The organism is Micromonospora fluostatini (assembly GCF_050410825.1).
GTDB classification, from domain to species: domain Bacteria; phylum Actinomycetota; class Actinomycetes; order Mycobacteriales; family Micromonosporaceae; genus Micromonospora; species Micromonospora rosaria.
On record NZ_CP191251.1, the window covers coordinates 5,354,993 to 5,378,814 of the forward strand.

General features: G+C 73.6%; 25 protein-coding genes. 11 read left to right on the top strand and 14 right to left on the bottom strand.

Annotated features, from left to right (window positions below; genetic code table 11):
• Nucleotides 1–120: 120 nt before the first annotated feature.
• Both ACQUFX_RS23640 and ACQUFX_RS23645 read right to left on the bottom strand, forming a co-directional pair.
• Nucleotides 121–558, bottom strand: coding sequence for an ATP-binding protein (locus ACQUFX_RS23640; protein ID WP_067373953.1), 438 nt, complete (start codon nt 556–558; stop codon nt 121–123).
• Complete coding sequence (locus tag ACQUFX_RS23645) at nt 555–911, bottom strand: STAS domain-containing protein (RefSeq protein WP_428962489.1); 357 nt, start codon at nt 909–911, stop codon at nt 555–557. The genes ACQUFX_RS23640 and ACQUFX_RS23645 overlap by 4 nt, the downstream gene beginning before the upstream one ends.
• A 13-nt stretch (nt 912–924) precedes the next feature.
• Between ACQUFX_RS23645 and ACQUFX_RS23650 the strand changes: the two genes are divergently transcribed.
• From ACQUFX_RS23650 to ACQUFX_RS23660, 3 genes are all read left to right on the top strand, one after another.
• Nucleotides 925–3,594: a DEAD/DEAH box helicase gene (locus ACQUFX_RS23650; RefSeq protein WP_428962490.1), complete on the top strand. Its 2,670-nt coding sequence runs from the start codon at nt 925–927 to the stop codon at nt 3,592–3,594.
• 101 nt (nt 3,595–3,695) lie between these two features.
• Nucleotides 3,696–3,902: a hypothetical protein gene (locus tag ACQUFX_RS23655; RefSeq protein ID WP_428962491.1), complete on the top strand. Its 207-nt coding sequence runs from the start codon at nt 3,696–3,698 to the stop codon at nt 3,900–3,902.
• 200 nt (nt 3,903–4,102) lie between these two features.
• Nucleotides 4,103–4,681 (top strand): LURP-one-related/scramblase family protein, encoded by a 579-nt coding sequence (locus ACQUFX_RS23660; protein ID WP_067361583.1) that lies wholly within the window; start codon nt 4,103–4,105, stop codon nt 4,679–4,681.
• Nucleotides 4,682–4,744: 63 nt separating this feature from the next.
• Here the strand turns inward: ACQUFX_RS23660 and ACQUFX_RS23665 are convergent, their stop codons facing one another.
• Nucleotides 4,745–5,332 (bottom strand): hypothetical protein, encoded by a 588-nt coding sequence (locus tag ACQUFX_RS23665; RefSeq protein ID WP_428962492.1) that lies wholly within the window; start codon nt 5,330–5,332, stop codon nt 4,745–4,747.
• Nucleotides 5,333–5,508: 176 nt separating this feature from the next.
• Here ACQUFX_RS23665 and ACQUFX_RS23670 point away from each other — a divergent pair, with 176 nt between their 5' ends.
• Nucleotides 5,509–5,940 carry a YbaB/EbfC family nucleoid-associated protein gene (locus tag ACQUFX_RS23670; protein ID WP_428962493.1) on the top strand — a complete coding sequence of 144 codons (432 nt, stop codon included), beginning with the start codon at nt 5,509–5,511 and terminating at the stop codon, nt 5,938–5,940.
• 140 nt (nt 5,941–6,080) lie between these two features.
• On the opposite strand, the gene ACQUFX_RS23675 is transcribed toward ACQUFX_RS23670, so the two are convergent.
• The 9 genes from ACQUFX_RS23675 to ssd form a co-directional block, all read right to left on the bottom strand.
• Nucleotides 6,081–6,812, bottom strand: a complete 732-nt coding sequence (locus tag ACQUFX_RS23675) for a hypothetical protein (RefSeq protein WP_428962494.1) — start codon at nt 6,810–6,812, stop codon at nt 6,081–6,083.
• Between the two features lie 19 nt (nt 6,813–6,831).
• A complete protein-coding gene (locus ACQUFX_RS23680) occupies nt 6,832–7,143 on the bottom strand; it encodes a hypothetical protein (RefSeq protein ID WP_428962495.1) in 312 nt (103 codons plus the stop codon).
• Nucleotides 7,144–7,215: 72 nt separating this feature from the next.
• Nucleotides 7,216–7,614, bottom strand: a complete 399-nt coding sequence (locus ACQUFX_RS23685; protein ID WP_428962496.1) for an Rv3654c family TadE-like protein — start codon at nt 7,612–7,614, stop codon at nt 7,216–7,218.
• Entirely contained in the window at nt 7,611–7,979 is a 369-nt protein-coding gene (locus ACQUFX_RS23690) for a TadE family type IV pilus minor pilin (protein WP_428962497.1), read from the bottom strand. Before ACQUFX_RS23690 ends, ACQUFX_RS23685 begins: the two co-directional genes overlap by 4 nt.
• On the bottom strand, nt 7,976–8,104 hold the full coding sequence (locus tag ACQUFX_RS23695) for a DUF4244 domain-containing protein (RefSeq protein WP_245647993.1): 129 nt from the start codon (nt 8,102–8,104) through the stop codon (nt 7,976–7,978). Before ACQUFX_RS23695 ends, ACQUFX_RS23690 begins: the two co-directional genes overlap by 4 nt.
• A gap of 64 nt (nt 8,105–8,168) precedes the next feature.
• Nucleotides 8,169–8,798 (bottom strand): type II secretion system F family protein, encoded by a 630-nt coding sequence (locus ACQUFX_RS23700; protein WP_428967051.1) that lies wholly within the window; start codon nt 8,796–8,798, stop codon nt 8,169–8,171.
• Nucleotides 8,799–8,956: 158 nt separating this feature from the next.
• Complete coding sequence (locus tag ACQUFX_RS23705; protein WP_428962498.1) at nt 8,957–10,372, bottom strand: hypothetical protein; 1,416 nt, start codon at nt 10,370–10,372, stop codon at nt 8,957–8,959.
• Nucleotides 10,369–11,574, bottom strand: a complete 1,206-nt coding sequence (locus ACQUFX_RS23710; RefSeq protein WP_428962499.1) for a TadA family conjugal transfer-associated ATPase — start codon at nt 11,572–11,574, stop codon at nt 10,369–10,371. The genes ACQUFX_RS23705 and ACQUFX_RS23710 overlap by 4 nt, the downstream gene beginning before the upstream one ends.
• A complete protein-coding gene (gene ssd / locus ACQUFX_RS23715; protein WP_428967052.1) occupies nt 11,574–12,626 on the bottom strand; it encodes a septum site-determining protein Ssd in 1,053 nt (350 codons plus the stop codon). Before ssd ends, ACQUFX_RS23710 begins: the two co-directional genes overlap by 1 nt.
• A 453-nt stretch (nt 12,627–13,079) precedes the next feature.
• On the opposite strand from ssd, the gene ACQUFX_RS23720 reads away from it, so the two are divergent.
• From ACQUFX_RS23720 to ACQUFX_RS23735, 4 genes are all read left to right on the top strand, one after another.
• A complete protein-coding gene (locus tag ACQUFX_RS23720; protein WP_428962500.1) occupies nt 13,080–13,805 on the top strand; it encodes a VHL beta domain-containing protein in 726 nt (241 codons plus the stop codon).
• A gap of 238 nt (nt 13,806–14,043) precedes the next feature.
• The gene (locus tag ACQUFX_RS23725; RefSeq protein ID WP_428962501.1) at nt 14,044–14,262 is read left to right on the top strand and encodes a tautomerase family protein; all 219 of its coding nucleotides are present in this window, start codon (nt 14,044–14,046) and stop codon (nt 14,260–14,262) included.
• 423 nt (nt 14,263–14,685) lie between these two features.
• On the top strand, nt 14,686–15,498 hold the full coding sequence (locus ACQUFX_RS23730; RefSeq protein ID WP_428962502.1) for a tyrosine-type recombinase/integrase: 813 nt from the start codon (nt 14,686–14,688) through the stop codon (nt 15,496–15,498).
• 183 nt (nt 15,499–15,681) lie between these two features.
• Nucleotides 15,682–16,485: an HAD family hydrolase gene (locus ACQUFX_RS23735; protein ID WP_067361604.1), complete on the top strand. Its 804-nt coding sequence runs from the start codon at nt 15,682–15,684 to the stop codon at nt 16,483–16,485.
• Between the two features lie 104 nt (nt 16,486–16,589).
• Here ACQUFX_RS23735 and ACQUFX_RS23740 read toward each other — a convergent pair whose 3' ends face one another.
• Nucleotides 16,590–17,336: a Fic family protein gene (locus ACQUFX_RS23740; protein WP_428962503.1), complete on the bottom strand. Its 747-nt coding sequence runs from the start codon at nt 17,334–17,336 to the stop codon at nt 16,590–16,592.
• Nucleotides 17,337–17,556: 220 nt separating this feature from the next.
• Between ACQUFX_RS23740 and acs the strand changes: the two genes are divergently transcribed.
• The 3 genes from acs to ACQUFX_RS23755 all read left to right on the top strand — a co-directional run bounded on the left by acs (nt 17,557) and on the right by ACQUFX_RS23755 (nt 23,416).
• The gene (gene acs / locus ACQUFX_RS23745) at nt 17,557–19,548 is read left to right on the top strand and encodes an acetate--CoA ligase (protein ID WP_428962504.1); all 1,992 of its coding nucleotides are present in this window, start codon (nt 17,557–17,559) and stop codon (nt 19,546–19,548) included.
• A 339-nt stretch (nt 19,549–19,887) separates the two neighbouring features.
• Nucleotides 19,888–22,326 (top strand): immune inhibitor A domain-containing protein, encoded by a 2,439-nt coding sequence (locus ACQUFX_RS23750; protein WP_428967053.1) that lies wholly within the window; start codon nt 19,888–19,890, stop codon nt 22,324–22,326.
• A gap of 157 nt (nt 22,327–22,483) precedes the next feature.
• Complete coding sequence (locus ACQUFX_RS23755; RefSeq protein WP_428962505.1) at nt 22,484–23,416, top strand: alpha/beta fold hydrolase; 933 nt, start codon at nt 22,484–22,486, stop codon at nt 23,414–23,416.
• A gap of 25 nt (nt 23,417–23,441) precedes the next feature.
• On the opposite strand, the gene ACQUFX_RS23760 is transcribed toward ACQUFX_RS23755, so the two are convergent.
• The gene (locus ACQUFX_RS23760; RefSeq protein WP_067361620.1) at nt 23,442–23,807 is read right to left on the bottom strand and encodes a hypothetical protein; all 366 of its coding nucleotides are present in this window, start codon (nt 23,805–23,807) and stop codon (nt 23,442–23,444) included.
• Nucleotides 23,808–23,822: the final 15 nt, after the last annotated feature.

Sequence of the window (23,822 nt, forward strand, 5' to 3'; positions counted from 1 at the left end):
CGGGTGGATCAGCGAGGCGCACCCCGACCGGCCAGGCGTGGGTCAGCGGCCGACCGGCCAGGCGTGGGTCAGCGGCCGACCGGCCAGGCGTGGGTCAGCGGCCGACCGGGCGAACGTGGGTCAGCGGCCGACCGGCCAGACCATCCGGACCTCGGTGCCGATGCCCTCGTCGACCGGGCGCACCTGAAGATCCTCGACGAAGCCGGCGAGCAGGGCGAACCCGACGCCGGTGGTGAGCGCCTCGTCGGTCAGCGACTCGTTGGCCAGTTCGTCCGGCGGGAGCGCGGTCAGGCCGATGCTCGCCTCGATCGGGGCCCGGTCCACCACCCGGACCGCGTACGCCGCGCCGTCGGACATCTCCACCAGCACCGGATCGGGCAGGCCGTACTGGCGGTGCAGGGCGACCGCCCGGGTGCACGCCTCACCGATCGCCAGGCGCACCTCGTCGAGCAGGTCCTCGCGGACCCCGGCCCGTCGCGCCACGGCGACCCCGACCAGGCGGGCGGTGCGGACGTGCACCGGTGCGGGCGAAAAGGAGAGCCGGACCGTCGCCATCACGCGCCGGTGCCGGTCGGGTCGGCGTCGACCGCCGCGTCGACCGTGGCATGCAACGGGAAGACCTGGTCCAGCGCGGTGATCCGGAAGATCTTGAGCAGCGGCTCCTTGTCGCAGACCAGGGCGAACGTACCGCCGATCGAGCGGAGCCGCTTGAGCGCGCCGACCAGGACCCCGAGGCCGGTCGAGTCGAGGAAGTCCACCCGGCCGAGGTCGACCACGATCCGGTGCGCCCCACCGTCGATCAGCTCCAGGAGCCGTTCCCGCAGGCGGGGCGCGGTGTAGACGTCCACCTCGCCGCCGACGGAGAGCACCGTGTGCTCCCCCACGGTGTGGGTCGCCAGCGACAGCTCCATCGGTCCTCCTCGCATGCGCCGTAAACTCTCCTGGGCATCTAACCATCCCGCGCCGCACCCGCCCCGGCGAGCGTCGGCCGCTCCTCCATACCCAGGGCCCCAGCTTTCAACTCCGAACGCCAGTGCGAGAGTGCAGGACGTGACCTCCGCAGCCACCCGAGCCGGCAGCGAGCGGGCGCCGGTGGCGCCGCCCGTCGACCTGCTGCGCCGACTCCGCGCCCGGGGCGCCGGCGACCCGGTCACCCACGTCGAGCGGGTGCCGGCCCGGCCCGGCGTACCCGTACCCTGGCCCGACTGGACGCCCGAGGAGCTGCGGGCGGCCTTCGCGGGGCGCGGCGTGGTCGAGCCGTGGCGGCACCAGGCCGAGGCGGCGGACCTGGCGTACGGCGGACGGCACGTGGTGGTCGCCACCGGCACCGCCTCCGGCAAGTCGCTGGCGTACCTGCTGCCCGCGCTGGCCACCCTGCTCACCGACCCCCGGGCCACGGTGCTCTACCTGGCCCCGACCAAGGCCCTCGCCGCCGACCAGTTGCGCGCCGTCGCCGCCCTGGACCTGCCCGGGGTACGCCCGGCCTGTTACGACGGCGACACCCCGCGCGCCGAGCGGGAGTGGATCCGCCGGCACTCCCGGTTCGTGCTGACCAACCCGGACATGCTGCACCACGGCATCCTGCCCGGGCACGCCCAGTGGTCCGGCTTCCTGCGCCGGCTGACGTACGTGATCGTCGACGAGTGCCACACCTACCGGGGCGTCTTCGGCTCGCACGTGGCGCACGTGCTGCGCCGGTTGCGCCGCCGGTGCGCCGCGCCGCCCCGCTCGGCGGCCCGACCGGTCGTGGCACCCCGGCCACCGGTGGTGGCCGACCGGTCGTCGCTGCCGACCGGCGTTCCCCGCCAGGGCGGCACCGCCGCCGTTGGCGTCGGGTCGGCCGGCGGGCCGGTCTTCGTGCTGGCGTCGGCCACCTCGGGCGATCCGGCGACCACGGCCGGGCGGCTCACCGGGCTGCCGGTGACCGCGGTGACCGAGGACGCCTCACCGCGCGGCGGGGTCACCTTCGCGCTCTGGGAGCCGCCCCTGCTGCCGCCGGACGCCGCCGTCGAGCCGGCCGGGGCGGACCTCACCCAGGTCCGCCGGTCGGCGCTGCGGGAGACCGCCGACCTGCTCGCCGACACGGTCGCCGAGGGGGTACGCACGCTCGCCTTCGTCCGGTCCCGGCGCGGCGCCGAGGTGGTCGCGGCCAACGCCCGCCGGGCACTCGACGAGGCGGTACCCGGGCTCGGCGGCCGGGTCGCCGCCTACCGCGCCGGGTACCTGCGCGAGGAGCGGCGCGAGTTGGAGCGGGCCCTGCTCGACGGGGAGCTGCTCGGGCTCGCCTCCACCAACGCGCTGGAGCTCGGCGTCGACCTGGTCGGGCTGGACGCGGTGCTGATCTGCGGCTGGCCGGGCACCCGGGCGTCGCTCTGGCAGCAGGCCGGGCGGGCCGGCCGCTCCGGTGGGGAGGCCCTGGCCGTGCTGGTGGCCCGGGACGACCCGCTCGACACGTACCTGGTGCACCACCCCGACGCGCTGTTCGGGCGGCCCGTCGAGGCGACCGTGCTCGACCCGGCCAACCCGTACGTGCTCGGCCCGCAGCTCGCCTGCGCGGCGGCCGAGGCTCCGCTGACCCCGGCCGACCTGGATCTCTTCGGCGCGGGCGCGAAGGAGGCGGTGGACGCGCTGGTCGAGACGGGGGCGCTGCGGGCCCGCCCGACCGGCTGGTACTGGCGGCACCGGGAACGTCCCGAGGTGGACCTGCGGGGCGAGGGCGGCGCGCCGGTAGACGTGGTGGAGGCGGCGACCGGCCGGCTGCTCGGCACCGTCGACAGCGGCTCGTCGCACTTCCTGCTCCACCCCGGCGCGGTCTACCTGCACCAGGGCGTCTCGTACGTGGTCGACGAGCTGGACCTCGCCGACGGGTGCGCGCTGGTGCACCCGGAGGAGCCGGACTGGTCCACCCACGCGCGGGACGTCACCTCGCTGTCGGTGGTCTCCGTCCGGTCGTACGTGGACGCCGGCCCGGTCGGGCTCTTCCTCGGCGAGGTGGACGTGACCAGCCAGGTGGTGTCGTACCAGCGTCGCCGGATCGCCTCCGGCGAGGTGATCGACACCCGCCCGCTGGACCTGCCCACCCGGGAACTGCGGACCGTCGCGGTCTGGTTCACCGTGTCGCCGCAGGCGCTGGCCGCCGCCGGGGTGGACCCGCCGGACGTCCCGGGTGCGCTGCACGCCGCCGAGCACGCCGCGATCGGGTTGCTGCCGCTGATGGCCACCTGCGACCGGTGGGACATCGGCGGGCTCTCCACGGCCGTGCACGCCGACACCGAGGCGCCGACGGTCTTCGTGTACGACGGGCACCCGGGCGGGGCGGGCTTCGCCGAGCGGGCGTACGGGACGGCCGGGGACTGGCTGCGGGCCACCCGGGACGCGATCGCGGAGTGCGGGTGCGAGTCGGGGTGCCCGTCCTGCGTCCAGTCGCCGAAGTGCGGCAACGGCAACAACCCGCTGGGCAAGGCGGAGGCCGTCCGGGTCCTGGACGTGGTCCTGGCGCACCTCGGGGCCGCCGCCCCGGCCGGGGCTGACCGGCCGGGCCGGGGGGCCGGGGCCGCAGGGCCGGCGGGAACGGACGGCGTGCCGCAGGCATAGATCGACCCCGGGATGGGCATTGGGGGCATGGGAGCGCTTCCATCGACGGTGGCGCACCCCTGACCACCGCCGAGCTCGCCGTGTTTCCCGGAGGAGGAGTCGTGGCCGACACCATCGCCGAGACCGTTGACCTGCTGTACACGATCGACCAGGAACACCTCACCCCCGACCAGCAGATCGCGCTCGGGGCCGCGTTGGCCGCCCTGGCCCAGGCGGAACGGCTGGACCAGATCAGCGAACGGCTGCGCAGCATCCACCAGGTGCTCAACACCTGGCTGATGCGGTCGGCGGTCGACGGCGGACGCTGACCACCGGTGTGACCCCACCAGCCGCCGCCCCGGCGGCCCACAGCCCCGCCGCCCTGCCGCCCGGCGGCCCATAGTTCCGCCGTCCTGCCGCCCACAGCAGTCCCGGCGGCCCGGCCCGGCCGTCGGCGACCACGGGGGCTGGCGGGCGGTGCGCCGGGACCTGTGCGAGACTCCGGCGCACCATTCCTGAGGAGACTTCGATGCAGCCAGACCCCCTGCAGAGCCTGCACCAGTTCCACATCCGGCAGCGCATCCGGATGATGGTCAACCAGTACGAGGTGCACGCCGTGGCCCCGGACGGCAGCGAGGGCGGGCTGCTGGCGTTCGCCCAGCAGAAGCGGCTCGCCTTCAAGGAGCAGGTGACCATCTACACCGACGACTCCAAGCAGCAGCCCCTGCTCGGGTTCAAGGCGCGGCAGCGGCTCGACCTCGCCGCCACGTACGACGTCACCGACGCCGCCGGCAACCCGATCGGCCTGTTCCGCAAGGACTTCGCCCAGTCGCTGCTGCGCTCGACCTGGCACCTGGAGCAGCCCGGCCTGCCGGCGGTCAGCGGCCAGGAGCGGAGCATGCCGGTGGCGGTGCTGCGGCGGTTCGTCGACTCGCTGTCCTGGCTGCCGTACCACTTCGACTTCGTCGCCGGGGGCCAGCCGGTCTTCTCGGTGGTCAAGAAGTGGGGGTTGCGCGACCGGTACGTGGTGGAGATCCAGCACCCGCAGGTCGACCGGCGGATGGTGATCGCCATGGCGATCGCGTTGGACGCCCTGCAGGGACGCTGACCAACCCGGCCCGGCCCGCCGCCGGACCGGCTCCGGCGGTGGCGGGTCACCGGGGGTGGCGGGTCACCGGGGGGTGGTTTGCCGCCAGCCGCGCGACCGGGCCGTCACCCGCTCCGCCTCGGCGCTGTCCCGGACGGCACCGAGCCAGCGCCACGAGGGGTCGTCGGGCACCGAACCGTCCTCGATCATCCGGGCGAGCGGGGGCAGGCCGGTGGGCTCCACGTGGGCCCGCAACCGGGCCCCGACCATCCCGCCCCGCCCCTTGGCGTCGGGAAAGACCCGCAGGTCGGCCACGTCCGACCAGGGCAACAGTCGGCCCGCCGGGCCGCCGTGGGGCAGCCCGACGCCGTGCGGACAGAGCCGGGCGGCCGACCCGGCCGCCGGGCCACCGGCGGACCGCAGTCCGCCCCGGGCCACGCCGCGCGACCCGCGCCGGGTCAGCGCCGGCAGCAGCAGCACCGCGACGATGACGACGGGCCAGAGCACGGCGACCACCTTGCCGGCCGTGCTCAGCTCCCGGAAGCCGCCCCACAGCGTGGGCGCCCACAGGGCGGCCACGCCGACCACGAAGGCCAGCAGCAACAGCAGCCACCACGGTTTCCTCGGGTCGCGGTACTCGCGCAGTCCGATCACTTCGTCACAGTCGTGCATGGGCCCGCCTCCGATCCGCAGCCGACGGTAACCGATGCCCGCCCACGATGGGGACCACCCACGGTTCCCTTCCATGGGAAACCCAGCATGGAGGGCCGGTGGTGACGACCCGGTACATTGGCGCGGACTCGAAGACGGGCGGTCCCGGACCGTCCACACGCGGCGGGGGATGTGACTTGTACCCGGACAGCTCTCACGAACTCGACCGAGCGTTGCGGATCTCGGCGGATCTCCAGCGCAAGGCGGAGGATTTCCAGTCCCGCCTGGCCGACGTGACCGGCCAGGGCGGCGACGACAGTGGCCTGGTCCAGTTGACCGTCGGCCTCGGCGGGTCGTTGACCGACGTCTACGTCGACCCCCGGGCGATGCGCTTCGCCTCGCAGGACCTGGCGGACGCGTTCCGGCAGGCCCACCAGGTGGCGACGCAGAACCTCCAGGAGCGGATGGCGCAGGCGCAGCGCGAGGCGTTCGGCGACGAGCTGCTCACCGGGCTGCTCGACGGCAGCCGTACGCCCGACTCGGTGTTCGGGGAGATGCGCCGGACCGCCGAGACCGGCATCGACGGCTCCCTGGACGAGATTGAGCGGCTGCGCCGCCGCCTCGGCTGATCCCCTCGACGGCTGCGCTGATCCTCGGCGGCGGCTGATCCTCGGCGGTCACTGAATGTCAACGGTCACTGACTGTCGACGGTCGCTGGTTGTCGGCGGCGGACGGTGGAGCCGGGCGGGTCGCCCGGCTCCACCGCACGTCAGTTGCCGGGCTGGTCGGGCGCGTTGGCATCGTCGTAGCTGACCGGCTCTTCCTTCTTCGGGGAGATGAACTGGTTGGGCGCGCTCCAGTTGATCTCCACCTGCTCCAGTTTCGCGCTCTTGTCGTCGATGTTGAGCACCATCGGGCCGCCCACCATGCCGAGCAGTGCGGCACCCGCGAAGGTGCCGAACGCCGCGTTCGCGGTGGCCAGCTTGGTCAGCCACGTCTGGAGCACGGTGGCCAGCCCGTTCACGATGCTCTCGGCAGAGATCCGGATGGCGGGACCGGCCGGCGTGAACTGCGCGGCGAGCACCATGACGGCGAGCGCCAGGGTGAGCGCGGCGACCACGGCGGCGTACGCCCAGAACAAGGCGTACGCGCCGGCCACCGCGACCATCCCCCCGCCGACCAGTCCGGCGCTGGCCTGCACGTTGGCCAACTCCTTGCCGATCTCCTTGAGCTTGTTCTCCAGGGCGTCGAAGTCGTCGGCCGTCCAGCCCTCCTTGGCCTTGTTCATCGCGTCGTCCAGCTTGGCCTGGATCTGCGACAACTCGGTGCCCACCTCGGTCGACCAGGTCACCCCGGCCCGGAACATCGCTGGTACGTCGGCGACCGCCACGCTGAGGATGAGCGCCAGGCGGATGCCGTTGACCAGGGTGAAGGAGGCGGCCCGCGCCTCGCCGACGGCCAGCGTCATGGCGGCGACGGCCGCCGGGTTCGGTGAAGTCATCTGTCGGTCCCCCGGTCCGTCACTTGTCGCCGTAGCGGACGGTGTTGTTGAGTTCGGCCTCCTGCCACGCGGGCGCGACCCGGGTCCGCAGGGTGACCGCCACGTCGGTCATGGTCTCGGAGTACGTGTCGAGGAAGCCCATGAAGTCGTCGATGATCCCGTTGTAGGCGATCTGGAGCGGGATCCCCGCCAGCCCGAAGCCGGGAAAACCGTCGACCCGGCACTCCTCGATCTTCCGCTTCGCCGTGGTGACCTGTTCTTTGACGTCCTTGTCGAGGTCACCGGCCAGCCCGGTGATCGCCTCGGATGTGACGTGTCGCTGGATACCCACGCGTTGTCGTCCTCCCCGCAGTTCGATGACGATGACCGAGGTGAGCGTAGCGACCGCCCGCCCCGCCGGCGGTCAGGAGCGCACCGGGCCGGCGCGGGCGGTCACCACGGCGATCCGGGTCAGGCCGGGCAACGGGGTGACGCTCACCTGCACGGTCACCTGGACGTCCAGCCCGTCGACCCGGCACGCGGTCAGCCGTCCGCCGTTCGCGGCGGCGACGGTCTCGGCCCACCGGCACGCGTCCGAGGGGCCCTGGGCCACGACACCGGCACCCGCCAGCGCACCGACGTCCGCCGCCACCCCGGCCCGCTGCCGGGCCACCCCGGCCGCACCGACGGCCGCACCGAACGTTCCGAACAGGACGAAGACCAGCCCCACCGCCAGCAGGCAGACGCTGGCGCCACCCCGCTCACCGCAGCGGGCCAGCGCGGTGACCGGCCCGGCGGGGGCGGGCCCCGGGCCCCCGGTCACGGGACCGCCCCCGGTACGCCCGGTTCCACCGCAGCGACCACGGTGGCCGTCACGGTGAGCCGGGGCAACCGGGCGCCGAGCGCCCGTACCGGCGCGCGTACCGTCGCGGTGACCTGGTCGCCCTCGACGCTGACGGCGATGTCGGCGCCGACGGGCGCCGTCCGTGCTCCGGCCTGCGGCCCGTCCGCGCCCCGGGAGGCGGCCAGCGCCGCCTCCCGGGCCGCGCCGAGGCTGGCCGCCTTCGTGGTCACCGCGTCGACGGCGGTCAGCCCGGCCAGGAGCAGCAGCAGGAGCGCCGGCAGGCCGGCCGCCAATTCGGCGGTGAACGAGCCCCGGTCGTCCCCGGCCCACCGGCGCCGAATCACTGCAGGGCCCGGTCGATCACCCCGGTCAGCGCGGTCTGCACGCTGTCGGAGGTGAGCACCTTGAGCAGGAGCCCGGCGAAGGCCACGGCGGCCAGCGTGCCCACCGCGTACTCGGCGGTGTTCATCCCGGCGTCGCCGCGCAGGCGGGCGAAGAGCTTGCGCACGTCTTTCCCCTCTCTCGAAACGGTTTCAGAGCACGTCGCCGAGGACGGCGACGATCACCGGCACCAGACCGGCGAGAATGAAGGCCGGCAGGAAGCACAGCCCCAGCGGCAGCACGATCAGGACTCCGGCCCGGCGCGCCGACTCCTCCATGGCGGTGGACCGGTCGGCGCGCAGGTCGTCGGCGAGCCGGGTCAACGCACCGGTCAGGGCCGCGCCGCTGCTCGACGACCGGAGGGCCGCCGACACCAACCGGTCCGCCCCGGACACCGGGGTCAGGTACGCCCAGGCCTCGTCGGGCTCGCCACCGAGGGTCAACGTCCGGCCGACCCGCCCGAGCCGGTCACCGAGCGGGCCGCCGAGCGCCTCGGCGACGGCCAGGACAGAGCGGTCCACCGGCGCGCCCGCCCGCATCGCCGCCGCCAGGAGATCCGCCGCGAGTGGCAGGTCGGCGACTTCCCGAAGCCGCCGTTCGCGGGCGGCCGGCGTCTCGATCCGGCGGAGCAGCCGGTCGAGCAGTACCGCCGTGGGCAGCGCGCCGACCGGCCCGAGCCAGCCGCCGACGAGCACCGCCACGGCCAGCCCGCCGAGGCCCGCCGCCAGACGGATCCGGTCCGGCGGCCAGCGGACGGCACGGGTACCGACGCCCGCTGCGATGTCGGGCGGCTCCGGCTGGCTCGGTGCGGGCACCGCGCTGCCGGCCGGCGGGTGCCGGAGACGACGCAGGCGGCGCAGCGGACGCCGCGAGACACCGACCGCCACCACGAGTCCGGCCAGCACGGCGAGACCGCCGACGAGCAGCGTCCCCCGGGACATCACGCGGCCCGGCCCGGCATCGCGGTGAGCTTGTCCGCCCAGATCAACCCGATGGCCTGGAGGGCGACGGTGAGGAGGGTGCAGGCGGCGCCGACCGGGGTGTGCAGCAGGATCGCGACCGGGTCGACGCCGATCCCGTACCCCAGTCCGATCCCGCCGAGGGGCAGCGCGGCGAGCAGCCACGCGGTGGCCCGGGCGCCGGCCGCCTGCGCCGCCGCAGCGGCCAACCCCCGGTCGCCGAGTCGGGTGTCCGCCTCGATGCGTTCCAGCAACTCGGCCAGGGGCGCACCGGTCCGTTCGGCGAGGTGCACGGCGGCGGTGGTCAACCGGTCCACCCGGTCGGCATCGCCGCCCGCCGCACCAGTGGGATCGGGCAGCGCGGCCACCGGTACCGGGAGACCGGCCCGCAGGTCCGCCGCGAGGCCGCAGAGCTGGTCCAGACGACGCCGTCGGGCCTGATCGGCCTGCCGGGCGGCCCGCCGTCGCAGCAGGGCACGCGCTCCCAGCAGGCCGTACCCGGCGAGGGCCACCGCCGCGACGGGACCGGCCAGCACCCCGCCGACCACCGCACCGGTGAGCCCGGTCAGCAGCAGCGCCCGTCTCGGTGCGCCGGCGAGCGTGGCACCCCACCGACCCGCCCACGCTGCCCAGCCGGTGCCGTTGGGTGCCTGCGGCGGGCCCGACCGGTTGTCCGCCCCCGCCCGCCTGGCACCGGCGGCCCACTGACGGGAACCCGCCGGGGGCGCTGCGATCCGCACGTCGTCGGCGGGCGGCCGGCTCCCGGCGACGTTGCCCGGCTCCGCCGCCGACGGACCGCCCCGGAGCAGACCGACCACCGGCGGTCGACCGTCGGTACGTGGACGACGCGGGTCGTGCCGACCGGGTGGCCGGACCGGCCCGGCACCGCCGGGCGGCCGAACGGCACCGGCGGCAGCGGTCGACCGGGCGGACGCGGGAGTACCGGTGACGGCAGCGTGGCCCGGCCGGGCGGACGCGGAGGTGCCGGTGACGACAGCGTGGTTGGACCGGGCGGACACGGGCACACCGGCAGCCCGGGAGGGCGTGGGCAGGTCGGCAGCCCGGGAGGGCGTGGGCAGGTCGGCAGCCTGGGACGGCGTGGCGGCACCGGCGGCGCGGGAGGGCGCGGGAATGCCGGCCGATTGGGCCGGGGCGGGAGGATCGAGGTGGGCGTCGGGGATCCGGCGCAGCTCGGCGACCCAGTGCACGAGCGGGTCGGTGGCGTTGTCCCGGCGGGCCCACCGGAGCAGGCGGCCCACCCGACGGGCCGCCGGACGACGGGCCGGGTCGACCGACGCCTGGCCGGCGCGGCGGCCGGACCAGGCCAGGCGTACGGGCCACGTCAGCAGGGCGGCCGCCAGGACGGCACCGGCGACGAGCCAGACCGTGTTGGTCATGCGGCACCCGACCGACCGGCCGGACCCAGCACCGGGGGCACCGGCACCTCGCGGGCCCGTAGCAACGCGGCCAGGGTGCCGGCGGCCGGACCGGGGCCCTGCCCTCGGGTCCAGGCCGGAACGGCGACGACCAGCCGGTCCGGCCCCTGCGGCAGCAGCAGGCAGACCGACTCCAGCAGCCGCCCTCGGGCGCCCCGACGGACCTGGAGCAGCACCTGCAACGCGGCGGCCACCTGGGCGTGCAGCGCCGCCCGGGGCAGCCCGCCCAACAGCCCGAGCGCCTCCAGCCGGGCCGGCACGTCGGCCGGCGCGTTGGCGTGCAGGGTTCCCGCGCCGCCGTCGTGGCCGGTGTTCAGGGCGGCGAGCAGGTCGACCACCTCGGCACCCCGGCACTCCCCCACCACGAGCCGGTCCGGTCGCATCCGCAGGGCCTGCCGGACCAGGTCGTTGAGCCCGACCGCGCCGGAACCCTCCACGTTGGAGGTGCGGGCCTGGAGCCCCACGACGTGCGGGTGCACCGGGTACAGCTCCGCCGCGTCCTCCACCAGCACGATCCGTTCGGTCGGCGGCACCAAACCGAGCAGGGTGTTGAGCAGAGTCGTCTTGCCCGAACCGGTGCCACCGGTGACCAGGTAGGCGAGCCGGGCGGCCACCACGGCGGCGAGCACCGGCCCCACCGGGGCGGGGACCGTCCCCTGCCGGACCAACTCGTCGAGGGTGAACGGCCGTTGCCGGAAGGTCCGCAGCGACAGGTACGGCCCGTCGGTCGCCACCGGCGGCAGGACCGCGTGCAGCCGGGTGCCGTCGGGCAGCCGGGCGTCCGCGTACGGGACGCCGTCGTCCAGGCGCCGACCCGCGCCGGCCGCGAGCCGCTGCGCCAGCCGGCGTACGTCGTCGACGGTGCCCATCGGCACGGCCACCTGGTGCAGGCCCCGACCCCGGTCGACCCACACCCGGGTTCCATTCACGAGTACGTCGGTGACCTCGGCGTCGTGGAGCAGCGGGGCGAGCGGGCCGGCGCCCACCAGGTCGTCGTGCACCCGGTCGGCCATCCGGAGCACCGCCGTGTCGCCGAGGACGGCGGCGGTGGGCTCGGCGCGTACCGCGGAGACGATCGCGGCGGCGGTGACCGGGGTGGCCTCGGCGGCGAACCGTTGCCGGACCCGCGCGGAGAGCGCCCGAGGGTCGGCCGGGCCGCTCATCAGGCCGCCCCCGTCGCCGACCGGCCGGTCACCTCGGCGACGAGACGCTGGCAGAGCACGGCGAGCGGGCCCCGCCCGGCGGCAGCCGGCGCCTCGCCCCGTTCCAGGCCACGACACAGGGCCGGCTCGGGGCGCAGCGTGCCGGCCAGCGGCAGGCCCAGTACCCGGGCGATCTCGGCGGCCTTGAGCCGCCCCGGCGCGGGCCCCCGCACGATCACCGACAGGTGCGCGCAGTGCGGGGCCGCGACGGCGACCACCCGGGCCGCCGCCGCGGTGGCCCGCAGCTCGGCCGGGACGACCAGGTACGCCTGGTCGGCGGCCTGGAGGGCGATCACGGCGGCGTCGTCGAACTGGCGGGGCAGGTCGACGACGACGAAGTCCCGCCCCCGGCGGGCGGCGTCCAGCGCGGCGGCCATCGCCGGCGCGGGCAGGTTGAGCAGCTCGCCCCGGTCCCAGGAGAGCACCACCAGGTCACCGCGACTGGGCAGGGCACCCACCAGCGCCGGTGGGTCGACCCGGCCGTCGGCGTCACTGAGCGCCGGCCAGCGCAGCCCTTCCAGTTGCTCCCAGCCGAGCACCAGGTCCAGCCCGCCGCCGAGCGGATCGGCGTCGACGAGGAGGGTGCGCTGCCGGGCGCGGGCGGCGGTGACCGCCAGGCCACCGGCGAGCACGCTGGCCCCGGCGCCGCCGCGTCCGCCGAGCACGGCGACCATCCGGGCGGCCCCGGTCGGCTGGCCCGGAGCGCACTCGGCGAGCCGGTCGACCAGCCACGGCTCGGCGGCGGGCAGGGTGGCGACGTGTTCGGCCCCGACGAGTTCGGCGACCTCCCAGCCCGGATCCGGCTCCCTGGTCCGGCCGACCAGGACCAGCCGGGGCCGGCGCGGCAGCCGGGCCCGCAGGCAGGACTGCGCCTGGTCGCTGCCGACCAGCACCAGGGGCGCCGGCAGCCAACGGGCCCGCGCGGCGGCCGGGTCCGCGGCCACGTCGACCTCGGTCCCCCCGGCGGCGGCGAGGCGGAGCAGGTCGTCGAGCAAATCCTCGTCGGCGGTCACCACCAACGGCCGTCGTGGGGTCGGTGTGACGGAGGTACGGGGCGGCATCGCGGCCTCCAGGGGTACGGCTGGCAGAGGGCCCACCCTCCCGCCGGACCCGGACACTCCGCCGCCCCGCGGCCCTCGCCTGTGGATAACTCAGTCGGCTGTGGATGAAGCCCGCAGCGGCAGTGGATCTGGTATGGCAGCGAGGGATTGCATAGGATCCCCGGGCCGGGTCCGCCGAAGCCCCTGCTTCCGGCCGGACGGTTCAGCGCTCCTTGCCGACCTGCCACGACAGGTCGCACCGCTCACTCGGGATCGGGGTTCATGGCGCACGCACCGGACGACGCACACGGCGTTCCGCATCCAGCACCCGACGCTCGACCTCCCCGGACCGACCCCGCCGTCCGACCGGCGACACTGCCCGGCAACGGTGCCGGCGAGGGCGACCGGTGGACGTCCGACGCGACGGTGGACCAACCGGCTCCGGCCACCGAACGGAGCGGCCTGGACCTGGTACCCGCCCTGGTGGCGGTCGGCCTGCTCGCGGCGCTGGCGATCGGGGTGCTGCCGTTCGTCACCGGCCCGAAGCAGTCGGACTTCCAGCCGCTGGCCGACCCGCCGATCGCCATCGTCGGCGCGGACGGCGTCGAGCCCACATCCGCACCGACGTACTCGCCGGGTCCGGCGTCCGCGTCCGGTCGGGCGACCCCGGCCCCGAGCCAGTCCGTGCCCCCGGCCGACCGGTCCGCGTCACCCGCGCCGTCCGGGTCGGCTCCCGCCCCCTCGACCCGGGCGACGTCCGCCGCACCGACCGCGTCACGGCAGCAGCCGCCCCTCGACCCGCCTCCGAGCGGGCCCGGCGCACAGACCTCGCCCACCCCGTCACGGCAGGCGACCACCCCGCCGACGACCCCGGAACTCGCCGCCCTGCCGCCGCACCGGGAGGTTCTGCTCCGGTCGGTCGACGGCGGAACGGAGACGTACGTCGAGTTCGTGAACGCCCGGTCGGAGCCGGTGGTGGTCCACTGGCTGGACCACCGGGGCCACCGCCAGCGGTACCGGACCCTGGATCCGGGGCAGCGGTACCGGCAGCGCACGTACGTCGGTCACCCGTGGCTGGTCACCACCGCCCGGGGCTGGGGGCTGGCCTGTTTCCAGCCGCAGGCCGGGACGGCCACCGCCGTCGTCCGGTGAGCCGGACACGACTGCGGTGGGCGCGTTCGGATCCGACCTGACACCTCGCTTACAAGCTCTGTGCAGCGTGTCCGCGCCCGTACGCGAGCGGTCGCACGCTCGGAGTCCCGTCCGTCTCCGCGTCGGGGGTCTGTCATGGCTGCTCGCTGGTTGATGACGTCTCACGGCGTCTCGTGCCCCGTGTGTGCCCCACACCGCAGGGAACGACCCGCCGTCCGACCTCTGGCAGACTGCCGCTATGCCTTCCGCCCCGGAGTCGTGGACCATCCAGCACTTCTCACAGGCCAACCCGGCAGGCTTCGGTCAAGACAGCGTCCCGGCGCTGCTGCGTCGCATCGCAGACAGCATTGAAGAACGGCCTGGCATCGAGGTCCAGGACGTCATCCTGCACAGCGAGGTGACGGCTGACGGCAACTGGTGGTCGGCCACCGTCTACTTCCATGAACCGTCGCTCTAGCGGAATCCGGCGTACAGGTCGACTCGTCCGTCGCCCACCAGGCCAGCCACTGCCACAAGGCGGCTGAAGTTGAAGCGGAACTAACAGGGGTCTTCCCATGACCTGCGAGGACGTGCCTGCGGCGCTGGCCAGGACCGTCCAGGGCTTCACATCGTTGGTCGCTCCCTGACGTCGTTTCACGCTGTCGTGTGCCCCCTGTGTGCCCCAGCCCCGTCGGCCGCCCAACTACCACCGGCTCCGCGACAATGGCCGCGTGCTCACGTACGTCCGTTGGTACCGGCCCGATGACGACCTTGGAACTACGACGAGCTGGATGCTGATCGGTGGGCGCTGCGCCACGTTGAGCTACGCGGATCGGACGGGATCTCCGGACGCACGTCCTGCCCAAATGGGGTGACTGGCCGCTCGGCAAGGTCGACTTCGATGATCCTCCGGACGGCGGTTCAGGCGCGGCTGATCGCCGAGAACCCCGCCGAAGGCGTCCGGCTGCCCCGCGACCGGTCTGCCGCCGGTGCCGGGCTCCGCTGGGGTGAGTGCGCCGGGCTGACCTGGTCGTCGGTGGATCTCGACCGGGCCTCGTTGCGGGTCGTCCAGGTCGCCGAGGAGACCCACGGCGGGATCGTGCTGCGCCCGTACCCGAAGAGTCGCGCCGGCGTGCGGACCGTGCCGCTGCCCGGCTTCCTCCTGGCCGCGCTCCGCGACCTGCTCGCCGCCGCCGACGACCCGGACCCGCGCACCCTGGTCTTCCGCGACCGGGTCGGGCGTCCCCTGCGGCGGTCGAACTTCCGGCGTCGGGTCTGGCGGCCCTCCCTCGTCCGCGCCGGCCTGCTCGGCCAGGTCGTCGACGCCGGTCCGTACCGGTACCGCGCCGTCTGGGCCGACGAGGACGGCGTCGAGTGGTCCGCCGAGTTCACCACCGAACAACCGGTACACCCACACGCCGGACGACTACGCGGCGCGCGTCCTGGAGGCGTTCGACGGCTCTGCTGCCTCCCTGCCGCCTCCGGCAGGCGGAAAGCCCCCTACGAGCCTTCTCGACGGGGCGAAGGACGACCTGTGAGCTGCGGTGGCGCGCTCCCAGCGCAAAGGGACGACCCCCGTCGGGGGGAGACGGGGGTCGTCGGGTGGTTCGGCTCCGGGGGGGTTGAGCCGAACCCACTCAGCGGTTACGGGGGGTGCAACCGCCGAGGGTCTGATTCCGAAGCGGAAAATCTAGAAACTTGCTTTGAGGACTAGCATGCCTGAGCACACAGGCGCACGTCGAGTGGTGTTACCTCCACTCCCTGCAAATTCCCGCTCGCAGAGTGTGACGACGATCACTGGTATGCGTGATATTGTGGGCCCTTCCCCGCAGATCGGCGTAACCATCGGGCCCCGGGCACCCGCCGACCATAGACCATCGGGCTAGACTTTCGCGCCGTGGGCCGAAGTGCCGCTTTTTTCGATCTGGACAAGACCGTCATCGCCAAGTCGAGCGCCCTGGCGTTCGGTCGGCCGTTCTACCGGGACGGGCTGATCACCCGGCGTGACGTGGTCAAGTCTGCGTACGCGCAGTTGATGTTCCGGCTGGGCGGGACGGACGAGCAGACCATGGCCCGCACCCGGGACTACCTGGCCACCCTCTGCAAGGGCTGGCAGGTGGAACAGGTCCGCCAGATCGTCGCGGAGACGCTGCACGAGCTGATCAACCCCTACGTGTACGCCGAGGCCGCGGTGCTGATCGAGGAGCACCGGGCGGCCGGGCGGGACGTGGTGCTGGTCTCCGCCTCCGGCGAGGAGATGGTCCGGCCGATCGGCGAACTGCTGGGCATCACCGACGTGATCGCCACCCGGATGGCGGTCGAGGACGGCCGGTACAGCGGCGAGGTCGAGTTCTACGCGGCCGGTCCGAGCAAGGTCGACGGGGTCCGTGAGCTGGCCACCGAGCGGGGGTACGACCTCGCCGACTCGTACGCCTACTCCGACTCGTACAGCGACCGGCCGCTGCTGGAGTGCGTCGGCCATCCGACCGTGGTCAACCCGGACCGGGCGCTGCGCAAGCTGGCCACCGAGAACGCCTGGCCGGTGCTGGAGTTCCGCAACCCGGTCCCGCTCGGCCGGCGGCTGCGGGAACGGCCCGCCGTGCCGGTCGCCGCCGCCGCGCTCGGCGTCGGGGTGGGCGTGGCCATCGGGATCGCCTGGTACGGCCGGCACCGGCGCACCCGGGTAGCGGCCGGCACCTGAGGCACCGACGGGGCGGACCGCAGCCAGGCGGGCCCGCGCGATCCTGCCGGCGGACGAAACGCGGGCCGGGACCGGTCGGCGGCAGAGGCGGTCGGGTGGCGCGGTCAGGTGGCGGCGAGGATCTCGTCGCCGATCGCGGTGAGCTGGTCGACCCCGATCTCGACGGCGGTCGCGTAGTGCCGCAGCCAGGAGCGCAGCCCGTCCGGGGTGCCGGTGGCGAAGGCACCGGCCGCGCCGACGTACTCCGGTTCCCGCTCGTGGTGGCCGACGTCGACGGCGAGCAGGCCGCGCGGGTCGAAGCCGGTGGACATCAGCACCAGCCGCGCGGCGCCCCGCGCCACCACCGGGGAGGGCCCGGCGAACGGCCGCAGCGCCAGCAGCTCGCCGTGCACCACGGCGGCCAGCACCAGCGGGGAGACCGTCGTGCCGCCCGCGACCAGGCCGGCCAGCGCGTCCAGGCGCGCGCCGACCACCGGATCGGCGACCGGCCGCCCCAGCTCCCCCTCGGGTACGACCTCGCGGGCGGCGAGCACGTGCAGCCGGGCCAGCACCTGTCGGGGCGCCTTCGACCAGCGTTCGGTCAGGCCGGGCAGCGCTCCGGCCACCCGCAGCGCCCCCTGGAGCACCGGGTCGGTGACCGTGCCGGCCCGGACCGTCTCCCGGTCGTGGGCGTACCCCTGCAGCGCGGTGCTGGCCACGGCGGACCGCAGGCTGACCTCGGCCGCGACCTGGCCACCGTGCCGGCGCAACGCGCGGTGCCGCAGCGCCTGGTCGAACCGTTCGCGGGCCCGGTCGACGGCGGGTGCGATGTCGGCGAGCGCGAGCAGCGGGGCGAGCGGGTCGGCGGTCACCCCGCCACGCTAGCGAACCCCCGGCGACCGCCCCCGCCTCCGGGGTGAGAAGGGGACCCTTCTCTACCGTATGCGTTAACAGGGGGCCCCTCCTTACAGCTCGGCGCGTGGTGTCGGCCGCTCGGCGCGGTCCGGGCCGCACCGGTCGCCTGGGCGGGGCCGCCCGGCTAACCTCAGCGTCAGTGAGACGCAGGTCACGTGAGCGGAGAAGGAGCATGGCATGAGTGGTGAGGCACTGGCCAACCTGCTGAACGAGACGAGGCAGTTTCCGCCGCCGGCCGAACTCGCCGCGAACGCCAACGTGACCGCCGAGGCGTACGAGGAGGCGGCGGCGGACCGGCTGGGTTTCTGGGCGCGGCAGGCCGAGCGGCTGACCTGGAACACGCCCTGGGAGCAGGTGCTGGACTGGTCGAACCCGCCGTTCGCGAAGTGGTTCGTCGGCGGTCGGTTGAACGTGGCGTACAACTGCCTGGACCGGCACGTCGAGGCAGGCCGGGGTGACAAGGTGGCGATCCACTGGGAGGGCGAGCCGGGGGACACCCGTACCGTCACCTACGCCGACCTGCACAAGCTCACCTGCCAGGCGGCCAACGCGCTGACCGACCTCGGGGTGCGCGCGGGCGACCGGGTGGCGATCTACCTGCCGATGGTGCCGGAGGCGGCGGTCGCGATGCTGGCCTGTGCCCGGATCGGCGCCACGCACAGCGTGGTCTTCGGCGGGTTCTCGGCCGACTCGCTGAGCAACCGGATCCAGGACGCCAGCGCCAAGGTGGTGATCACGGCGGACGGCGGCTACCGGCGGGGCAAGCCGTCGGCGCTGAAGCCGACCGTGGACGAGGCGGTGGCGAACTGCCCGTCGGTGGAGCACGTGCTGGTGCTGCGCCGCACCGGCGAGGAGGTGGCCTGGACGGCGAAGGACCACTGGTGGCACGAGACGGTGGAGACCGCGTCGGCCGAGCACACGGCGCAGCCGTTCGACGCCGAGCACCCGCTGTTCATCCTGTACACCAGCGGGACCACCGCCCGTCCCAAGGGCATCCTGCACACCACCGGGGGCTACCTGACCCAGGCGGCGTACACCACGCACGCGGTCTTCGACCTGAAGCCGGAGACCGACGTGTACTGGTGCACCGCCGACATCGGCTGGGTCACCGGGCACTCCTACATCGTGTACGGCCCGCTGGCCAACGGCGCGACCCAGGTGATGTACGAGGGCACCCCGGACACCCCGCACAAGGGCCGGTTCTGGGAGATCGTCGACCGGTACGGGGTGAGCATCCTGTACACCGCTCCGACGCTGATCCGGACCATGATGAAGTGGGGCGACGAGATCCCCGCCGGGTACGACCTCTCCTCGCTGCGCCTGCTCGGCAGCGTCGGCGAGCCGATCAACCCCGAGGCGTGGATGTGGTACCGGCAGCACGTCGGCCGGGGTGAACTGCCGATCGTGGACACCTGGTGGCAGACCGAGACCGGGGCGATGATGATCACCCCGTTGCCGGGGGTGACCGCCGCGAAGCCGGGCAGCGCGATGTCCCCGCTGCCCGGGGTGGTCGCCGACGTGGTGGACGACCAGGGCGCGTCGGTGCCCAACGGCGGTGGCGGCTACCTGGTGCTGCGTGACCCGTGGCCGTCGATGCTGCGCACCATCTGGGGCGACGACGACCGGTTCGTCGACACGTACTGGTCCCGGTTCGGGGCCGGGGCGGGCAGTGGCGACGAGTGGATCTACTTCGCCGGGGACGGCGCGAAGAAGGACGACGACGGGCACATCTGGCTGCTCGGCCGGGTGGACGACGTGATGCTGGTGTCCGGGCACAACATCTCCACCACCGAGGTGGAGTCGGCCCTGGTCAGCCACCCGTCGGTGGCGGAGGCGGCGGTGGTCGGCGCGACCGACCCGACGACCGGCCAGGCGATCGTCGCGTTCGCCATCCCGCGCGGCAACGCGGACGCCCAGGGCGAGGCGGGCGAGCGGCTCATCGCCGACCTGCGCACCCACGTGGCGAAGACGCTCGGCCCGATCGCCAAGCCCCGGCAGATCATGCTGGTGCCGGAGTTGCCGAAGACCCGGTCCGGAAAGATCATGCGCCGGCTGCTGCGGGACGTGGCGGAGAACCGGTCGCTCGGCGACGTCACCACGTTGCAGGACTCCTCGGTGATGGAGCTGATCTCCTCCGGGATGCAGGGCGGCAAGTCCGACGAGGACTGACGAACGGAAGAATCCCGGTCGTACCGGTAAATGAGTGGCGGTCCGCACGCGGGCCGCCACTCACCGTTTTTGGGTGAATACGCAAATCCCAGCAATGGGAAGCAGAGAGTCGTGAGAGCGACACAGAACGTCAATCCGGCCTGCTGCCTGGGGTGATGTGACGGACATCGACGAGGCTCACAAAATCTTGCAACAAATCGACGTGTCCTTCTTCCCACCCGTCCCACCAGTGTCTATGTTCACCATGTGTCCCACGAGTGGGATCAATTTCCGCCGGCTCGTACAACCCCCGTAGGGCCGGTTCCCTCACACCGGAGGTACCACGTGCGCAAAGTCGCAGTGGGTCTGCTCGGGCTCTCGCTGACAGCGACGGGACTGGTCGCGGCCTCGTCCGCCACCGCCGCGCCCCAGCCGGACTCGCCGGTGGCCGCCCCGTCGGCCGCTGAGTCCGCTCACGCCGAGCACGACCTGCCCAACCCGCTGGAGGACAAGCGGCGCGCGCTGCGCCAGAAGGGGCTCAGCGACGTCCTTTCCGGCCGGCTCGAGACCCAGCGGATCAACGGCAGCACCGTCGTGAAGGTCGGCGAGGCCGCCGGCAGCCCGACCGGGGCCGCGACCGCCCGGTCCGCCCGGGTGGGTGCCGGCAAGCAGAAGGACCAGTACGTCGAGCTGTCCCGCGAGCAGACCGACGAGATCTTCGTGATCCTGGCCGAGTTCGGCAACGAACGGCACCCGGACTACCCGGACAAGGACACCAACCCGAGCGTCCCGGGGCCGACCAAGTTCGACGGGCCGCTGCACAACGAGATCCCGGAGCCGAACCGCGCGGTGGACAACTCCACCGTCTGGCAGCCGGACTACAGCCGTGAGTACTTCGAGAAGCTCTACTTCGGCACCGGACGCGGCGACGAGTCGGTCAAGCAGTACTACGAGGCCCAGTCGTCGGGTCGCTACAGCGTCGACGGCACGGTCACCAACTGGGTCAAGGTCAAGTACAACGAGGCCCGCTACGGCCGGTCCAGCGACCCGAAGGGCGACGACGACCCGACAGGCGATCCCGCCGTCTGCTCCGACAACGTCTGCGACAACGTCTGGGACCTGGTCCGCGACGCGGCCAACCAGTGGGTCGTCGACCAGAAGGCCCAGGGCCGGACCGACGCCCAGATCGCCGCGGACGTCAAGGCGATGGACAAGTGGGACCGGTACGACCACGACGGCGACGGTGACTTCAACGAGCCGGACGGGTACATCGACCACTTCCAGATCGTGCACGCCGGTGGCGACATGGCCGACGGCGACCCGATCCAGGGCGAGGACGCCATCTGGAGCCACCGGTGGTACGCCTACAACACGCAGATCGGCCAGACCGGCCCGCCGAGCTTCCCGGCCGGTGGCACGCAGATCGGCAACACCGGCGTCTGGATCGGTGACTACACCATCCAGCCGGAGAACGGTGGCCGCAGCGTCTTCTACCACGAGTACGCGCACGACCTCGGCCTGCCGGACGACTACAACATCCTCAGCGGCGGGGACAACAACAACGAGCACTGGACCCTGATGGCCCAGAGCCGCCTCGGTGGCAAGAACGACGGCGGCATCGGTGAGCGCGGCGGCGACCTCGGCGCCTGGAACAAGCTCCAGCTCGGTTGGCTCGACTACGAGGTGGTCGTCGCCGGCCAGAAGAAGACCCTGAACCTCGGCCCGCAGGAGTACAACTCCGACAAGCCGCAGGCCGCGGTGGTCGTCCTGCCGCAGCGGGAGTACACCTTCGACAACGGCGCGCCGTTCGAGGGGACCAAGCAGTTCTTCTCGGGCAACGACGACGACCTCAACAACACGCTCACCAAGACGGTCGACCTGACCGGCAAGTCGTCGGCGGCGCTGACCCTCAAGGGCCGCTACGACATCGAGGAGAACTACGACTACCTGTTCTTCGAGGCGTCGGTGGACGGCGGCACGACCTGGACGTCCCTGGCCGGCACGGTGAACGGGGCGCCCATCCCGCCGATCTCCAACTCTGACCCGCGGCCGGCCCTGGACGGTAGCAGCGGCGGCGAGTGGGTCGACATCAACCTCCCGCTGGACTTCGCCGCCGGCCAGGTGACGCAGGTCCGGCTCCGGTACCAGACCGACGGCGGGGTCTCCAGCGGTGGCTTCTTCGGTGACGCCCTGACGGTGACCGCCGACGGGACGGCCGTCTCCGTCGACGGCGGCGAGAGCGGCCCGGGTGACTGGACCCTGCGCGGGTGGAGCATCGTCGAGGAGACCTACACCCGGCTCTTCGACAACTACTACATCGCGGGGCACCGGTCGTACGTCTCGTACGACAAGTACCTCAAGACCGGCCCGTACTTCTTCGGGTACGCGAACACCAAGCCCGACTACGTGGACCACTACGCGTACCAGGAGGGCCTGCTGATCTCGTACTGGAACACCCGCTGGGCGGACAACGACACCTTCGCCCACCCGGGTGAGGGCCGGAACCTGATCATCGACTCCCGGCCCCAGCCGATCTACAACCTGACCGGGCAGCCGTGGCGGTCCCGGATCCAGGTGTACGACGCCCCGTTCAGCCTGCGCAAGGCGGACTCGTTCACCCTGCACCTGAACAGCCAGCCGCAGTACATCCGTGGCCAGGCGGCCCAGCCGCTGTTCGACGACACCAAGAAGTACTGGTACGCGGAGCTGCCGAACCACGGCGTCAAGCTCCCCGCCACCGGTACCAAGATCCGGGTCGTCGAGGAGAACGGCACCTCCCTGAAGGTCCGCTTCTCCTGAGTCACTGATCGGTCGCACGACCAGCGCTGCCCGGGCGGGTTCAACCGCCCGGGCAGCGCCCGTTCAGGGCCGGTCAGCGGCCCTCCGGGGGGCGGTCCCGGCCACCACCGGGGTTGGCGCGTGGGCGGGGCTGCGCGGGGGTCCTAGGCTGTCAACCATGACCGAGCAGCGTCGCGGCCCCGTCGACGAGTCCTGCGTGCTGACCGACGGGCCGTGGACGCACCGGTTCGTCGGCGCGAACGGCAGTCGGTTCCACGTCGTCGAGGCGGGGACCGGCCCCCTGGTGCTCTTCCTGCACGGCTTCCCCGAGCACTGGTGGGCGTGGCACGAGATGCTGCCGGCGGTGGCCGACGCGGGTTTCCGGGCGGTCGCCGTCGACCTGCGGGGCTACGGCGCCAGCGACAAGCCACCCCGGGGGTACGACGGGTACACCCTCGCCGCCGACATCGCCGGCCTGATCCGGGCGATGGGCGAGCGCTCCGCGACCGTGGTCGGCACCGGGGCCGGCGGCATGGTGGCCTGGACGGTGGCGTCGTTCCACCCGTCCCTGGTCCGGCGGCTGGTGGTGCTCGGCGCGCCACACCCGCTGCGGCTGCGCGCGGCGATCTTCGCCGACCCGCGCGGGCAGTTCGCCGCCTCCACCCCGGCCCTGAAGTTCCAGATCCCCCGGTACGAACACGTGCTGACCCGCGACGACGCCGCCGCGGTGGAGGAGATGCTGCGCCGCTGGGGCGGCCCCCGCTGGGTGGCCGGGCCGGACTTCGCCGGGTACGCCCGGCACTACCGGGACGCGATGCAGATCCCGCAGGCCGCGTTCTGCGCGCTGGAGGGCTACCGCTGGGCGTTCCGCTCGGTGCTGCGACTGCACGGGTACCGCTTCGTCAAGCTGATGCAGCGGCCCCTGGTCACCCCGACGCTGCACCTGCACGGCGCGCTGGACCTCGCCTCGCTGCCGCGTACCGCCCAGGGCTCCGGCCGGTACGTCACCGCCCCGTACGAGTGGCGGCTCCTTGACGACGTGGGCCACTTCCCGCACCTGGAGGCCCGCGAGGTGGTGCTCGGCGAGGTCCTGCGCTGGACGAAGTCCTGACCCGGCCGGCCCCGGCCGGGCTGGCTCAGAGCCGTTGCTCGCGCAGGTCGGCGACGTCGCTGCGGGGCGCCCAGCCCTGGTAGACGCCGAAGTCGAAGACCTCCAGGCCCATCGCCCGGGCCACCGGCCACCGTCCACCGGTGTACTCGACCCGCAGCCAGCCGTCGTGCTCGGCCAGCACGATGAAGGGCTGTCCCTGCCAGGTGCACGTCGTCCGCACGTACGCCAGGTCCTCGACGTCGCGGGCGGGCAGCACCCGCACGTACCGGCCCGGCCGGACCTCCTCGAACCCGTCCCCGGGCTCGGGCTGGTACAGCCGGACGTCGTCGCCGTCCGGGCTGGCCTGGTACTCCCGCCCGCGCCACCGGGCGACGTAACCGTCGCGCATCAGCCGTCACCGCCCCTG

Excerpts from the sequence above, each read along its gene's own strand:
- ACQUFX_RS23645 (WP_428962489.1), bottom strand. The coding sequence starts at position 911 with ATGGAGCTGTCGCTGGCGACCCACACCGTGGGGGAGCACACGGTGCTC.
- ACQUFX_RS23650 (WP_428962490.1), top strand. The coding sequence starts at position 925 with ATGCGCCGTAAACTCTCCTGGGCATCTAACCATCCCGCGCCGCACCCG.
- ACQUFX_RS23660 (WP_067361583.1), top strand. The coding sequence starts at position 4,103 with ATGCAGCCAGACCCCCTGCAGAGCCTGCACCAGTTCCACATCCGGCAG.
- ACQUFX_RS23665 (WP_428962492.1), bottom strand. The coding sequence starts at position 5,332 with ATGCACGACTGTGACGAAGTGATCGGACTGCGCGAGTACCGCGACCCG.
- ACQUFX_RS23675 (WP_428962494.1), bottom strand. The coding sequence starts at position 6,812 with ATGACTTCACCGAACCCGGCGGCCGTCGCCGCCATGACGCTGGCCGTC.
- ACQUFX_RS23695 (WP_245647993.1), bottom strand. The coding sequence starts at position 8,104 with ATGAACACCGCCGAGTACGCGGTGGGCACGCTGGCCGCCGTGGCCTTC.
- ACQUFX_RS23705 (WP_428962498.1), bottom strand. The coding sequence starts at position 10,372 with ATGACCAACACGGTCTGGCTCGTCGCCGGTGCCGTCCTGGCGGCCGCC.
- ACQUFX_RS23710 (WP_428962499.1), bottom strand. The coding sequence starts at position 11,574 with ATGAGCGGCCCGGCCGACCCTCGGGCGCTCTCCGCGCGGGTCCGGCAA.
- ACQUFX_RS23725 (WP_428962501.1), top strand. The coding sequence starts at position 14,044 with ATGCCTTCCGCCCCGGAGTCGTGGACCATCCAGCACTTCTCACAGGCC.
- ACQUFX_RS23730 (WP_428962502.1), top strand. The coding sequence starts at position 14,686 with ATGATCCTCCGGACGGCGGTTCAGGCGCGGCTGATCGCCGAGAACCCC.
- acs (WP_428962504.1), top strand. The coding sequence starts at position 17,557 with ATGAGTGGTGAGGCACTGGCCAACCTGCTGAACGAGACGAGGCAGTTT.
- ACQUFX_RS23755 (WP_428962505.1), top strand. The coding sequence starts at position 22,484 with ATGACCGAGCAGCGTCGCGGCCCCGTCGACGAGTCCTGCGTGCTGACC.